General features: G+C 61.4%; 12 protein-coding genes. 5 read left to right on the forward strand and 7 right to left on the reverse strand.

Annotated elements, in window-relative coordinates; translation table 11 throughout:
• Positions 1-189: 189 nt before the first annotated feature.
• The 4 genes from DWB67_RS08530 to DWB67_RS08545 all read left to right on the forward strand — a co-directional run bounded on the left by DWB67_RS08530 (position 190) and on the right by DWB67_RS08545 (position 4,761).
• Positions 190-1,800, forward strand: coding sequence for an ATP-binding protein (locus tag DWB67_RS08530; RefSeq protein WP_255418603.1), 1,611 nt, complete (start codon positions 190-192; stop codon positions 1,798-1,800).
• Positions 1,797-3,113 carry a sigma-54 dependent transcriptional regulator gene (locus DWB67_RS08535; RefSeq protein ID WP_119807112.1) on the forward strand — a complete coding sequence of 439 codons (1,317 nt, stop codon included), beginning with the start codon at positions 1,797-1,799 and terminating at the stop codon, positions 3,111-3,113. Before DWB67_RS08530 ends, DWB67_RS08535 begins: the two co-directional genes overlap by 4 nt.
• A gap of 95 nt (positions 3,114-3,208) precedes the next feature.
• Positions 3,209-4,270 carry a type III polyketide synthase gene (locus tag DWB67_RS08540; RefSeq protein ID WP_119807113.1) on the forward strand — a complete coding sequence of 354 codons (1,062 nt, stop codon included), beginning with the start codon at positions 3,209-3,211 and terminating at the stop codon, positions 4,268-4,270.
• Positions 4,270-4,761 carry an isoprenylcysteine carboxyl methyltransferase family protein gene (locus DWB67_RS08545; protein ID WP_119807114.1) on the forward strand — a complete coding sequence of 164 codons (492 nt, stop codon included), beginning with the start codon at positions 4,270-4,272 and terminating at the stop codon, positions 4,759-4,761. The genes DWB67_RS08540 and DWB67_RS08545 overlap by 1 nt, the downstream gene beginning before the upstream one ends.
• Here DWB67_RS08545 and guaD read toward each other — a convergent pair.
• The 4 genes from guaD to xdhA are packed head-to-tail and all read right to left on the reverse strand — an operon-like array spanning position 4,753 to position 10,512.
• Complete coding sequence (gene guaD, locus DWB67_RS08550) at positions 4,753-6,033, reverse strand: guanine deaminase (protein WP_119807115.1); 1,281 nt, start codon at positions 6,031-6,033, stop codon at positions 4,753-4,755. The genes DWB67_RS08545 and guaD overlap by 9 nt on opposite strands.
• Complete coding sequence (gene xdhC, locus DWB67_RS08555; protein WP_119807116.1) at positions 6,021-6,755, reverse strand: xanthine dehydrogenase accessory protein XdhC; 735 nt, start codon at positions 6,753-6,755, stop codon at positions 6,021-6,023. Before xdhC ends, guaD begins: the two co-directional genes overlap by 13 nt.
• The gene (gene xdhB, locus DWB67_RS08560) at positions 6,752-9,058 is read right to left on the reverse strand and encodes a xanthine dehydrogenase molybdopterin binding subunit (RefSeq protein WP_119807221.1); all 2,307 of its coding nucleotides are present in this window, start codon (positions 9,056-9,058) and stop codon (positions 6,752-6,754) included. Before xdhB ends, xdhC begins: the two co-directional genes overlap by 4 nt.
• Before the next feature lie 2 nt (positions 9,059-9,060).
• Positions 9,061-10,512 (reverse strand): xanthine dehydrogenase small subunit, encoded by a 1,452-nt coding sequence (xdhA, locus tag DWB67_RS08565; protein WP_119807117.1) that lies wholly within the window; start codon positions 10,510-10,512, stop codon positions 9,061-9,063.
• A gap of 113 nt (positions 10,513-10,625) precedes the next feature.
• Here xdhA and DWB67_RS08570 point away from each other — a divergent pair, with 113 nt between their 5' ends.
• Positions 10,626-11,519: a LysR family transcriptional regulator gene (locus DWB67_RS08570; RefSeq protein WP_119807118.1), complete on the forward strand. Its 894-nt coding sequence runs from the start codon at positions 10,626-10,628 to the stop codon at positions 11,517-11,519.
• A gap of 34 nt (positions 11,520-11,553) precedes the next feature.
• Here the strand turns inward: DWB67_RS08570 and DWB67_RS08575 are convergent, their stop codons facing one another.
• From DWB67_RS08575 to DWB67_RS08585, 3 genes are all read right to left on the reverse strand, one after another.
• On the reverse strand, positions 11,554-12,960 hold the full coding sequence (locus tag DWB67_RS08575; RefSeq protein WP_119807119.1) for a PepSY domain-containing protein: 1,407 nt from the start codon (positions 12,958-12,960) through the stop codon (positions 11,554-11,556).
• A 118-nt stretch (positions 12,961-13,078) separates the two neighbouring features.
• Positions 13,079-13,435, reverse strand: a complete 357-nt coding sequence (locus tag DWB67_RS08580) for a hypothetical protein (RefSeq protein ID WP_119807120.1) — start codon at positions 13,433-13,435, stop codon at positions 13,079-13,081.
• Positions 13,436-13,482: 47 nt separating this feature from the next.
• The gene (locus DWB67_RS08585) at positions 13,483-14,736 is read right to left on the reverse strand and encodes a urate hydroxylase PuuD (protein ID WP_370453578.1); all 1,254 of its coding nucleotides are present in this window, start codon (positions 14,734-14,736) and stop codon (positions 13,483-13,485) included.

Here is a 14,736-nt window from a genome sequence, read left to right on the forward strand (position 1 = left end):
CGATGACAGCATTTAGGACAACCATCTGAATTTACATATTTTTGCAGACCAGACGCATGACTGAATGTGCGGTTTCCCGCACAGTTCGGAACTGTTAGTGTGGAAAACGAAACACAGCCCGTGAAAGCGCCAGACCCCATGCAACAGCCGGACGATTCGCATCAGCCTTTGCACAGAAAGGGTTTGTGGGTGGCGCTGCTGGTCGTGTCATTGGTCGCGGTTCCACTGATTGTCGGACGTATCACCTATGACGCGTCCCTGACACGGTTGAACGATGCGGCGATGGCCAGCGCGCAGACCCGGGCCTTGGCACTGGACAGCATTCTTGACCGCCAGCGCGCGGTGGCGGTTGTCCTGTCGGTGGACCAGCAGGTGATCGCCACCCTGCGCGACGTTACCCCCGCCGATGACGCCGTATCGGCGAAACTGGATTTGCTGCGTGAAGAAACCCAAAGCAGCGTCGTCTATCTGATTAATGCCCAAGGGCGCGCGGTGGCTGCATCGAACTGGGACCAACCGACCAGCTTTCTGGGCTATGACTACGCGTTCCGCGACTATTTCCGGCAGGCGATGCAATATGGCACAGGTCAGGAATATGCCCTTGGCACTGTCAGCCGGCGACCGGGCCTCTATCTGGCGCATGACATCCGCGACAATGGCCGTCCGATCGGCGTTATTGTCGTCAAGATCGAATTCGACACGCTAGAGTCCGCATGGGCCCGTGACCCTGACCACACCCATGTTCTGGATGCCGAAGGGACAGTGGTCATATCCAGCACCCCCACGTTGCGGTTTAAGCCGCTGCCGCAGCAATCGGGTTTTCTGACAACCAAGGCCGCACTTCGCCGCAGCGACTGGACGCTGGTGGTCCGGACGCCCCACAGCGGCGCGCAGCGGCTGGCAGGACTGGCGGCAGGCACCGCCTTTCTGGTGGTTCTGCTGGGCGGCATTGCGACCGCGCTGGTAACGGCACGTTTGCGCCGCGCCGCCCGCATCGCCCGCGCCCAAGCCGCCTATCGTGATGATCTGGAACGCGCGGTGGCCGCCCGCACACGCGATCTGTCAGACGAGATGCGCGAACGCCAGACCGCCGAACAGCGCCTGATCCGTTTGCAGTCGGACCTTGTGCAGGCCAACAAGCTGGCCACCCTTGGCCAGATCACCGCCGGCGTCGCGCACGAGCTGAACCAGCCTTTGGCCACCATCCGCCTGCTGGCGGAAAACGGAACCCATCTGCTGCCGCCCCAACCCGCGCGTGACAACCTGTCCCGCATCGTTGCCATGACCGACCGTATCGCCACCATCACCCAGCGCCTGCGCAGCTTTTCACGCAAGGCAACCGGGGCGGTGCAGGCTGTGCCGCTGGATCAGTCGATACAGGCATCCCTGATGCTGACGGCCAGCCGCCGCCGTGCCAGCGCCATGCGGTTCAACCTGCCCCGGCTGCCACCTAATCTATGTGTGCGGGCGGAATCCGTCAGGCTGGAACAGATATTGGTCAACCTGCTGACCAATGCCCATGATGCACAGGAAGGCCACCCCGATCCGTGGATCCGCCTGCGGGTTGATCAGACGGCGCAGGATGTCACCCTGACCATTACAGACAACGGCCCCGGCATCGCACCCGATATGGCCACGCAGATATTCACCCCCTTTGCCACCGACAAACCGCAGGGGATGGGGCTTGGGCTTGTAATTTCGCGTGATATTGCCCGCGACTTCGGGGGTGAACTGGACCTGTTGCCACCTGAACCCAACCAAGGCGCGTCCTTCCGCCTGACCATCCCGAGGGCCTTATGACCAATTCCCTTCGCGTCCGCCTTATCGACGATGATGACGACCTGCGCATGGCCCAGCGCCAGATGCTGGACATCGCAGGAATCGAGATCGAGGATTTTCCCGACGCCAGATCCGCCCTGACAGGTCTGGACCGCGACTATCGCGGTATTGTGCTGACCGATGTGCGGATGCCCGGAATGGATGGCATCCAGTTGTTTCGTCACATACACGCCATGGATCCCGATCTGCCGGTGATCCTGCTGACAGGGCACGCTGATGTGGATATGGCGGTCTCTGCACTGCATGCGGGGGCCTACGACTTTCTAACCAAGCCGATTGCCGGCGATGTGCTGACTGCATCCCTGCGACGGGCATTGGCCACACGCGCCTTGGTGCTGGAAAACCGCCGCCTGCGGCAGGTGGGCGATGATGCGGCGCTGGCGCATCCACAGCTGATGGGGGACAGTCCGGCAATGGTGCATCTGCGCGACGCCCTGACCCGCGTGTCCGAGGCGCAAAGCGATGCCCTGATTATTGGGCCAAGTGGTGCGGGGAAATCGCTGGTTGCCCGCGCCATCCACCGGCAGGGTCCGCGCCGCAGCAAGGCCTTTGTCACGCTGGATTGCACCAATACCACCGACACGGGGCTAGAGGCGATGCTGCTGGGGCAACAGCCCGCCCTTGGCGCCCGCCACCCCCGCAGCGCAGGTCTGCTGGAAAAGGCGCATCGCGGTATCCTGTGTCTTGAGGATGTCACCGTCTTGCCCCAAGCCGCCCAAATCCGCCTTCTGAACCTGATCGAGGCTGGCGAATACTGGCCCGCAGGCACCGCAGCGCCCCGTCCGCTGGACATCCAGATCATTGCAACGGCAAATCATGATGATCCTGCGGCATTCCATCAGGGGCTGTATTATCGCCTGTCACGCGCCGTCCTGAGGGTGCCGCCCCTGTCAGAGCGTATGCAGGACATCCCCGCGCTGTTCCGCAGCTTTCTGCAAACTGCCGCCGACCGTCTGTCGCGCGGCGTGCCGCCCTTGACCGATCTGGTCATGGCCCGCCTGTCAGCCCATCCGTGGCCGGGCAACCTGCGTGAATTGCAAGCATTTGCCGAACATCACATCCTTGGCCTGACCCCCAATACCACGCAGGAACCCCAAGACCGCCCGCCCCTGCCCGATATGGTTGCGGCTTATGAGGCAGAGCTGATCCGCGATGCCCTGCGCGAATGCCAAGGCCACGCGACCGAGGCGATGTCCCGCCTCGGGCTGCCGCGCAAGACCTTCTATGACAAGCTGACCCGTCACGGTATCCGCCCCGCAGACTTCAGGACGTGAAGGAACCCGTGACGATAACGGGGGGTTATCGCCAAGGGTCGATATTACCCCCGCATTTCATCACAACATTTCGCCGTGGCGCGAAAGGATCATTGATGCCTGTTTTCCTGCACAGCCTTTCCACCGCCCTGCCGCCCCATTGCCTTGACCAGAACGACGTCGCCGCCCGTGCCGCGATGATTTTCGGGGACCGCTATCCGCAGTTCGACCGTCTTTCCAAGACCTTCCAGACATCCGGCATCAATCAGCGATATTCGGTAATGCCGATAGACTGGTTTTCGCAGGATCACGGCTGGAAGGACCGCAATGATGCCTATCTGGCAGGGGCTTCGGATATGTTCCTGCGCGCGGCGACGGCCGCATTGGCCGACGCGGGCTGGACTGCCGATCAGGTCGATTGCGTCGTCACCGTCTCCTCGACCGGTATCGCCACGCCGACGATCGAGGCACGGGTCTTTACGGATATGGGTTTTCGCGATGATATCCTGCGCGTGCCTGTCTTCGGCCTTGGCTGTGCGGGCGGTGTGTCGGGCCTGTCGATCGCCCGAACCATTGCGGGCGGACAGGACGCGCCAAAAGTGCTGCTGGTCGTGATCGAGGCCTGTTCCCTCTCCTTCCGCACAGACCGCCTGCAAAAGGCCGATATCATCGCGACGGTGCTATTCGGTGACGGCTCGGCCGCGGCATGTATCAGTGCGGATCATCCGGCCACAGGCCCCTTTGTGCAGCTAGGCAAGGGTTATCAGAAAATCTGGCCCGATACCTTGCAGATCATGGGCTGGGATGTGGATGAAACCGGCCTTGGCGTGGTCTTCGACCGGTCAATCCCCACCTTTGTGACCGAAAATTTCGCAGATGCTGCGGGGCAAGCGCTGGCTGCATCATCATTGCGCCACGACCAGATCGACCGCTATGTCTGCCATCCCGGCGGTGCCAAAGTCGTCGAGGCGATAGAGACCGCGCTGGACCTGCCATCCGGCATTCTGGACGCCGAACGCGACGTTCTGCGCGACACCGGCAATATGTCTGCGCCGACGGTGATGTTCGTGATGAAATCGGTTTTGGCGGCAGGAACCACCGGCCAGATGATGGCCTGCGCCCTTGGGCCGGGGTTCACCGGATCATTCCTGCCCTTCCAAGTCTCGGGCGCTGCCTGATGCAGACCGCAACGATCCTGTTTCTGGGCTTTGTCCTGCTGCAACGACTGGCCGAACTGGTCATTGCACGGATCAACACCCGCCGCTTGCTGACCAAAGGCGCGTATGAGATTGGTGCGGTTCACTATCCGCTTATGGTCGGCATGCATGCCCTGTGGCTTATCTTTCTGATTGGCTGGGGCTATGATCAACCGGTTCATTACGGCTGGTTGGCACTGTTTGGCATCCTGCAACTCCTGCGTGTCTGGATTTTGGGGACACTGGGGCCGCGCTGGACCACGCGGATCATCATCCTGCCCGAACCCTTGGTGCGACGCGGGCCGTTCCGCTTTCTGCGCCACCCCAATTACACCCTTGTCGTGGCCGAGATTATCGTCGCGCCAATGGTGTTGGGGCTAGTCTGGGTGGCCGCGCTGTTCACGGTGCTGAATGCCCTGATGCTGTATGTCCGCATCAGGGCTGAAAACCGCGCCCTAGCGCCTTTACGCTGACTTGCAAGGACGTCCGGCGACATAGGTCTGCGCGACAGCGCGGTCATCGCCCATGATCTGCAGGATGAACAATTCCTCGGCCAAGGTTTCGGCACGCTCCATCCGCAATTCCATCGCGCTGGTCGCGCGGGCATCAAGCACCACCAGATCGGCATCCGACCCGACCGCCAAAGTGCCGATACTGTCCTGCATTCTTAAAGCAACCGCATTGCCGCGTGTTGCCCAATGGAAGGCTGTCAGCGGATGCAGCTTTTGCCCGCGCATCTGCAGAACCTTATACCCCTCGTTCAACGTCTGAAGCATCGAATAGCTGGTGCCACCGCCAATATCGCTGGCAATCCCGCTGACGATGCCGGCCTGCCGCAAGCCCGCCTCGTCAAACAGCCCCGATCCAAGGAACAGGTTCGAGGTCGGACAGAAGACCGCGCGGCTGCCGGTTTCGGCCATCCGCGCAATTTCACGCGGTTCAAGATGGATTGAATGGCCCAACAGCAGCTTGTCCGACAGCAGACCGTTCTGTTCGTATATATCCAGATAATCCCGCGCCTTGGGATACAGACTTAAGGTGAAATCGATCTCGTCCCTATTCTCGGACAGATGGGTCTGGATGTGGCAATCGGGGTGTTCTTGCGCCAACTGGCCGGTCGCTGCCAATTGTTTAGGGGTCGAGGTGATCGCAAAGCGCGGCGTGATGGCATAGCGTTGCCGCCCCTTGCCATGCCAGTCGCCGATCAGCGCCTTGCTGTCGTCATAGCCCTGCTGGGGCGTGTCCAGCACCGCATCAGGCGCATTGCGGTCCATCATCACCTTGCCCGCAACCATCGCCATATTGCGATCATGGGCGGCAGCGAACAGGGCATCGGCGCTGGTCTTATGCACCGAACAGAAGGCCACCGCCGATGTGGTGCCATGCGCGGTCAGCTGGTCCAGAAACAGACCCGCCATGCGCGTGGCGTGATCGGGGTCGGCAAAGCGCGCCTCCTCGGGGAAGGTATAGGTGTTCAGCCAGTCCAGCAGCTGCGCGCCCCAACTGGCGATGACCTGCACCTGCGGGAAATGCAGATGCGGATCGATGAAACCGGGCAGGATCAGGTTCGGACGGTGGTCGGTTTCGGGCAGGTCGGGACGCGCCAGATCGGCATAATCCCCAACAGCCATGATCTTGCCGTCCTGAACGACAATCGCGCCGTCTTCCCAAAAGCGGTGGTTGTCGTCGGATTCCGCCGGATCGGCGTGAAAATCCAGAACGCGGCCTCGGATCAGGTGTTGCATATGTCTTTTCTTGGCAAAGTGACTGAGGTCAGCCGTCCGATCAGTTCGGCGGCGGTGAAGGCGGCGATGACTTCGGGGCGCTTGTCATGGGACAGGCCCGCACCGATGGGACATACCAGCCGCGAGGTATCGATACCCTTGGCGAACCGACGAAACTGCGCGCGCTTGGTCGCACTGCCGATCATCCCGACATAGGACAGGTCGGGGCGCGACAAAGCCTCGGTCGCCAGCAGGAAATCCAGCGCGTGGTCATGGGTCAGGATGACAACCGCCGTACCTGCGCGGGCATCGCGGATCATCGCTTCGGGCAGCGGGGTCAGATGGGTGGTGACACCCTTGGCGGCCAGCGCCAGTTCCTCGGGTCGCTGATCGATCAAACTCGCATTCACCGGCAGCGGTTGCAGCGCCAATGCCAGCGCCCGCCCGACATGGCCTGCGCCAAAGATCAGCGCGTCGGGGTGATCCTGCGTCGTTGGCCCAAGGCGGTCCAGTTCCAGCGCAACCCGCCCGCCGCAGCACTGGCCGATTTCAGGTCCCAACGGCACATCCATCCGGTCCAGCGCCAAGCCCTGCGCCAGCATGACCCGCGCGCGGTCGATCGCCATATATTCCAGCTGCCCGCCGCCAATCGTGCCCTGCACGGCATCGGGGCCGACGAACATCTCGGCCCCGACATCGCGCGGGGTGGACCCACGGGCGGATATGACGCGAACGCGGATCATCCGCGCAGGCGGTCCACGGCCATCAGCACGCGTTCGGGGGTGGCAGGCGCGTCGATGCGGGCAGGTTCGCGGTAATCGCACATCGAGGCGACGGCCATATTGATCGCCTCGAACACGCTGATGCCCAGCATGAAGGGCGGTTCGCCCACGGCCTTGGACCGCTTGATGGTGCGTTCGGCAGCCACGGACCAATCGGCCAGCGTGACGTTGAATATACGCGGACGATCACTGGCCAGCGGCACCTTATAGGTTGATGGCGCATGGGTCCGCAGGCGGCCCTTGTCATCCCACCACAGCTCCTCGGTCGTCAGCCAGCCTGCACCTTGGACAAAGGCACCTTCAACCTGACCTTTGTCGATAGCGGGGTTCAGACTGCGCCCCACGTCATGCAAGACATCGGTGCGGTCGATGATGTATTCGCCGGTCAGCGTATCGACTGAAACCTCGGACACTGCCGCGCCATAGGCATAGTAATAGAACGGCCTGCCGCGCCCCGTCGAACGGTCCCAGTGGATTTTAGGCGTCTTGTAATGCCCCGCCGCCGACAGATGCACCCGCGCCATATAGGCAGCGGCGATCACCTCGGTAAAGGGGATGGCGGTATCGCCTGCCATGATGTTTCCGGGCACAAAGCTTACCGCATCGGGTGTGACCTGCCAGCGTTCGGCCACAAATTCGACCAGCCGCGCCTTGATCTGATTGGCAGCGTCCAGCGCCGCCATGCCGTTCAGATCGGTCCCCGATGACGCCGCCGTGGCCGAGGAATTGGGCACCTTTTCCGTCGTCGTCTTGGTAATTTTGATACGGCTGATGTCGCATTGGAACGCCTCGGCCACGACCTGCGCGACCTTGATGTTCAGCCCCTGCCCCATTTCCGTCCCGCCATGGTTCAGCGCGATAGAGCCGTCGGAATAGATATGGATCAGCGCCCCCGCCTGATTGAACCACGTTGCGGTAAAGCTGATACCGAATTTCACCGGCGTCAGGGCGATGCCCTTGCGGATTACCCCGCGCTTGGCGTTCCAGTCCAGCACCGCCTGACGCCGCGCCTGATAATCGCTGCTGGCCTCCAGTTCATCCAAAATACGCGGCAGGATCTGGTCATCGACCGATTGGTGATAGGGCGTCAGCTGCCCGTTTTCATACAGGTTTGCACGGCGGATTTCCAAAGGATCGCGGCCAAGGGCATAGGCGATTTCCTCGATCATGCGTTCGGCCACGATGACACCCTGCGGCCCGCCAAAGCCGCGAAAGGCGGTGTTGCTGACGGTGTTTGTCTTCATCGGATGACTGCTGACACGCACATCGGGATAGAAATAGGCATTGTCAGCATGAAACAGCGCCCGGTCCGTCACCGGCCCCGACAGGTCCGACGAAAACCCGCAACGCGCATACCAGTCGCCCTGAACGGCACGGATTTTGCCCGCATCGTCAAAGCCGATTTCGTAATCAACGACGAAGTCATGGCGCTTGCCGGTCGCGATCATATCGTCGTCGCGGTCCGGACGGATTTTCACCGCCCGCTTCCAGCGCTTTGCCGCAATGGCGGCGACGCAGGCGAACAGGTTCATCTGCGTTTCCTTACCGCCGAACCCGCCGCCCATCCGGCGCACATTCACAACGATTGCGCTGCTGGGCGCTTGCAGGGCGTGGGCCACCATATGCTGCACCTCGGAGGGGTGCTGGGTCGAGACGTTGATGGTCATATCATCGTCTTCGCCCGGCACGGCCATGGCGATCTGACCTTCCAGATAAAAGTGGTCCTGCCCGCCGATTTCAAAGCGCCCGCTAATCCGGCGCGGCGCAGCGGCCATGCCCTGATCGGCATCGCCACGGCGCAGGGTCAGGGGTTCGGTGACATAGCCCATGCCCGCATCCCGCGCCGCAATCGGGTCCAGCGCATGGGGCAGCGCGTCATAGCTGATGCGGGCCTTATGTGCCGCACGGCGTGCCTGATCGCGGGTTTCCGCGATAACGGCAAAAACCGGCTGACCCCAGAACAGCACCGTGTTTTCGGCAAAGATCGGGTCGTCCTTTTTGCCATTGGCCGACACATCATTGATGCCCGGAATATCCTTGGCGGTCAGCACGCCAATCACACCGGGATGGGCCAGTGTCTCGCTGAAATCCATATCGGTGATGGTGCCATGGGCGCATTGCGACAGGCCCAGGTAGGCGTGGATCAACCCATAGGGTTCGTTCAGATCGTCGGTATATTCCGCGCGACCGGTGACGTGTTTGGAGGCGCTGTCATGGGCCGTGTCCTGATGGGCCTGCCCGCAAATGGTAATGTCGTCTTTCATGGTCATACCCCCACGGCCTGTGTCAAACGGACCGGCAGATCCGGCTCGGATTGTTCCAACCAGAATCGACGGAACAGGTTTTTCGCCACACGGGCCCGGTAATCGGCGCTGGCGCGCATATCCGACATCGGGCTGAAATCATCGGCCACGGCGCGGGCTGCGGAATCGAATGTCGCCTGCGACATGGGCTGGCCTTGCAAAGCGGCTTCGGCGCGGGTGGCGCGTTTCGGGGTGGCGGCCATGCCACCGAACACCACGCGGGCATCGGTGATCACGCCATCCTGCACCGTCAGGCAGAACCCTGCTGCGACGGCGGTAATGTCGCTGTCACGGCGCTTGCTGACCTTATAGGCGGCAATAACGGCGTCAGGGCGCGTCGGGATGATGACGGTTTCGACAAATTCGCCCTGCTGGCGGTCCTGCTTGCCATAGTCGATAAAGAAATCCTGCAATGGCATTTCGCGACGGTCATCGCCACGGCGCAGCACAATCCGCGCGCCCAGCGCAATCAACAGCGGCGGCGTGTCCCCGATGGGCGACCCGTTGGCGATATTCGCGCCAATGGTCCCCATGTTCCGCACCTGCCAACCGCCAATCCGCAGCCAGTAATCATAGGCGGCGGGGATATGCTGGCGGATCAGGGGCGCGGCCTCGGAATAGGTGACGCCTGCGCCGATATGCAATTCGCCCTCGACCATCTGGATGGATTTCATCAGATGGCCGATAAACACCGCAGGACTGATATCGCGCATGAATTTTGTGACCCACAGCCCCACATCGGTGGCACCCGCCACCAGCGTCGCTTTGGGTTCGGACATCAGGACAGCCGCCAGATCATCGGCATCGGCGGGGATAATGGCGCGGTCGCCGTCGCGGTCCAGATCGACACGGCCCTTGGGCATCGCGGCCAGACGCGCGGCCACGGTATCACGTTCCAGCATCAGCGCATCGGCGGCCTGACCGCCCGCGCGACCGGCGGCCAGCGCGGCGGTGATGATCGGTTCATAGCCCGTGCAGCGGCAGATGTTGCCCTGAAGCGCGATCTCGATATCGGTGGCAGTCGCATCGGGTTTTGTCATCCACAGCCCGTAAAGCGCCATGACGATGCCCGGTGTGCAGAACCCGCACTGGCTGCCGTGGTGTTCGACCATTGCTGCCTGAACAGGATGCAGACCGCCATCCGGCCCCTGCAGGTGTTCTACAGTCACCACATGACAGCCGTGGCAGGATGCCAGCAAACGGATGCAGGCGTTGATCGGTTCATAGACCAGACCCGTATCGGTTGGACGCCCCAACAGCACGGTGCAGGCACCGCAATCCCCCTCGGCGCAGCCTTCCTTGGTGCCTGTCAGGCGACGCGCGATCCGCAGATGGTCCAGCAGCGTGTCGGAGGCCCCGACTTGCGACAGGGCAACTTCCTGATCGTTCAACAGAAAACGCAGCTGGGGTTTCATGGTATTCCTTCCTGGCTGTCCAAGCATCAATCAACTTATGCCGGAAAAAGGGATTGCGAAATCGGCACCGACGTAGAAGACTTTACATGAAACGTTGAAAGCCAACCACCATCATGTCCTATCTGGAAAGCCTGCGCGTCTTTGTCCGCGTGGTCGAACTTGGGTCTATCACTGCCGGAGGCAGGGATTTGCGCCTTTCGCCGGCAGTTGCCTCCAATCGTATCAAGGATCTTGAAAATCGCTTCGGGGTGCGACTGCTGAACCGCACCACCCGCAAGCTGACCACCACCGAGATCGGCAAAGCCTTTTACGACCACGCCCGCCGCGTAATCGAAACCCTGGATGAGGCCGAGGCACTGGTCAGTAGCTTTTCGGGAAAACCGCAGGGCGTGATCCGTCTGACCGCCCCTCTGGGCCTTGGACGACAATTGATCGCCCCGCTGATCCCGCGGTTCTGCGCCGAAAATCCGGGCGTTGAATTCCGCCTGCGGCTGTCCGATCGTAGCGTAAACATTGTCGAGGATGCCATTGATCTGGCATTCTTTTTAGGTGAACCTGCCGATTCAGCCCTCAAATGGCGCAAGATCGCGGATTGCCCGCGGGTACTGGTCGCGGCCCCTGCCTATCTGGAAGAAAACGGCACGCCCGAAACGCCTGACGATCTGTCCACACATAACTGCCTGCTGCTGCGTTATCCGCGCAGTCCGGAATACTTCTGGACGCTGACAACGCCGGACGGACCGCGCAAGATGATGGTTTCGGGCCGGTTCGACACGGATGACGGGGATGTGCTGACCGATTGGGCGCTGGAAGGTCACGGCATCGCGAACCGACCGGAATACGAGGTGGCACGGGCAATCAGCGATGGACGGCTGGTCAGGGTGCTGCCCGATTATCCACCGCTGATGTCGCAATTCGGCTGCCTTGCCCCGCATCGCCGCCTGCAAGACCCCAAGGTCCGCATGTTCGCCGAATTCGCAGTAAAGGAACTAAAGCCGCAATTCTGATCCCCCAAAGCAGATCTGCCTTGGAGGACCGATATCAGGAAAACGCGCGCTTGAAGGCAGGCACGCGTGACAGGATCAGCCGGTCGGACAGCATGGCGACGACCAGCGTGATCCCCGCCATCGGAAAGGCAACCGCAACGACACATCCCAGAACGACGGCCCCTTTCCACAGCGGCATATCCCGTGGCATCGGCGGGGCCACCAGACGCAGCTGGCCTGCGGGGCGGCGTTTCCACCACAGCACGAAACCCGAAACGCAAAGGAAGATCACCGACAGGCAGAACAGGGTGTTGGCAAGCACGCTCCACAATCCCAGCGTGCCCATGTGCAGCGCAATGCCCACGGCCATGGCCTTACCGGCCAGCGAATAATCGGCAAAACGCACGTCAGCCAGCACCCGTCCGGTGTATTGATCGATATGCACCGTGCGGTCGCTGGTGGGGTTCAGGCTGTCCGTGCTCATGCTGTCGCGGCCAAGGGTCCAGACGCCGGTGTCACCCTTGGGCAGGTTCAACTGGTAACGGCCCTGAAAGCCTAGGTTGCGCGCAAGGGCGTCGACACTGTCGATATTGACCGCCTGCCCCGCAGGCACGCCCGTTACCCCTGCATTCGACCCCGATGCCGGCATTGGCGTTTGTTCCAGCGCCCAAGGCACCTCTTTAGGGCCGTTGTTCAGGCTGGCGTGGGTGACATCCGACAATGGCACCGCATCCCATTTGGCCGCAGGAAAGGTGGACCAGGCCTGGGTCATCTTACCGCCCCAGACCCCGGCCCATGACAGCCCCGAGATCAGGAAGAACAGCAAAAACACCGAAATCCAGATGCCGATGACGCTGTGCAGGGACCGCCACAGCGCCCGCCCCCGCGCCGTGACATTGGGCACCAATGCCTTTGCCAGACCACCATGACGTGGCCACCACAGATACAGCCCCGTCATCAACAGAACGATGCCAAGCGAGGCTGCGATTTCGATCATGCGATCACCTGTCACACCCAACAGCAAGGTGCCATGGATGTTGTCGGCGGTGTCATACCAACCGCTGCGGCGCGGGAACTGGGTGATCACCTGCGCCTTATAGGGGTCGACGACGACGACCTGTGCGCCATCCGCGCCATCTATACGAAAGATCGCCGCCAGATCAGGCGAACGCGGCGCGGTATATTGCACCGGTTGGCCACCCGGAACAGCGGCAATGGCAACAGCGGTTTGCAGGTTCAGGCTGGCCGGTTGACCTTGGGCCACAACAGGAATGCGTTCGCCGTCGCGCCCGTCGATATGGGCAATCCAAAGCATCATCATGCCTGTGACGGCCAGCACCAGAAAGAACGGCACCACCACAATGCCCGCATAGAAATGCCAGCGCCACGCCGCGCGATACAGCTTGGCACCGCGATTGGCGTTCACCATGGCCGGGTTCAGGTTGATGTCAGTGGTGGCCATAGTGACCCCCGATTGCAGTCGGAACCGCAAATGCGGCCTGAAACGATAAAATCATTGGAAAAATTCCTTACGCATGGCGCGGCCACGCAGGTTTCGCTGTCAGACGGAATAGAATCTGTCAGACGCGCGGCGGGGCGCGGGCGAAACCATCAACGGGTGTCTGCGAAGACCGCCAGATATCTGCCGCAACCAAAGGCGGCAGTTGCGATGCCAGACGCACCCAGATTGGCGCAGAGGGCGGCACCGCGTGATCCAGCGCATGGACCAGCAGGCAGGCGTCCTCGTGTCCGGGGGCGGGATCGGGGTTGCCGGACTCAAGATCGGCAAGCGAAACCTGTATCAGCCCGTGTCCCGTGCAGATCACCACCATACGGTCATCGATCAGACCCATATCCGCCAGCGCCGCCGAGGATTTCGGCAGCACCACGCCAAGGATCACCCCCAGCATCAGGAAAAGGCGTAGGTAATGCATCATCACCGCTCTGTTACCGTCAGGTCAGCGCGGTGTTAAGGGATATTTTGTCACAGGCCTGCGACGCCAAAGGCACCGACCTTGCGGAACCAGCGGATGATCTTGCGACGCTCGTCATCCTCCATTCCGGTGATATTGGCGGGGGGCATGGCATCGGTCAGCCCCGCCTGCACATAGATCAGACGCGCCGCTCGTGCGACATCGGTTGGCGTTTCCAGAAACAGCCCGCGCGGGGCGTGGTATATCCCCTCCCACACGGGTTCGCGGGCGTGGCACATCGAACAGCGACCGATGATGGTGCTGGTCACTTCCTCGAACCCTTCGGCATTGGCAAATTGCGCCTCGGACGGGGTGAAGGGACGCGCCATCGCGTCCTCATATGTGTCCTGGTTCAGCCCGATGGACGAAATCCACATGATCGCCACGAACAGCATGGCCGTCACCGCCCATGTCCACCACTGATACCCTTTGCGGGCATGCATGGTGTTGAAGAAATGCCGGATGGTCACGCCCATCAGGAAGATCAGCGCCGCGATCAGCCAATTGTACTGGCTGGCAAAGGCCAGCGGATAATGGTTCGACAGCATCAGGAAGATGACCGGCAACGTCAGATAGTTGTTATGCGTCGACCGCAGTTTGGCAATTTTGCCGTATTTGGGGTCCGGCGCACGTCCGGCCTTCAGGTCGGCCACCACGATCCGCTGGTTCGGCATGATGATCAGGAACACATTGGCCGTCATGATGGTGGCGGTAAAAGCCCCCAGATGCAGCAATGCCGCGCGTCCGGTAAAGATCTGGTCATAGCCCCAGCCCATCACCACCAGCGCCACAAACAACAGCAACATCAACACCGTCGGGCGCTGGCCCAAGGGCGATTTGCACAAGCCGTCATAGATCAGCCAGCCAATCGCCAACGACCCGCCCGATACAAGGATTGCCTGCCATGTCGCCAGATCGGCCTTGGCCGGATCGATCAGAAACAGGTTCGCCCCCGCCCAATAGGTGACCATCAACAAAGCGGCCCCCGACAGCCATGTCGAATAGCTTTCCCATTTGAACCACGTCAGATGTTCGGGCATGCGTTCGGGCGCGACCAGATATTTCTGGACGTGATAGAAGCCGCCACCGTGGACCTGCCATTCCTCGCCATGTGCGCCTTTGGGCATGCCGGGGGTTTTTTGCAGCCCCAGATCCAGCGCGATGAAGTAAAACGACGACCCGATCCATGCGACCGCGGTGATGACATGGGTCCAGCGGACGGCAAAGGCCAGCCATTCCCAGATGATAACGGGATCAGGGATCAT

The sequence above is a fragment of the Paracoccus sp. JM45 genome (genome assembly GCF_003590715.1).
Lineage (GTDB): Bacteria > Pseudomonadota > Alphaproteobacteria > Rhodobacterales > Rhodobacteraceae > Paracoccus.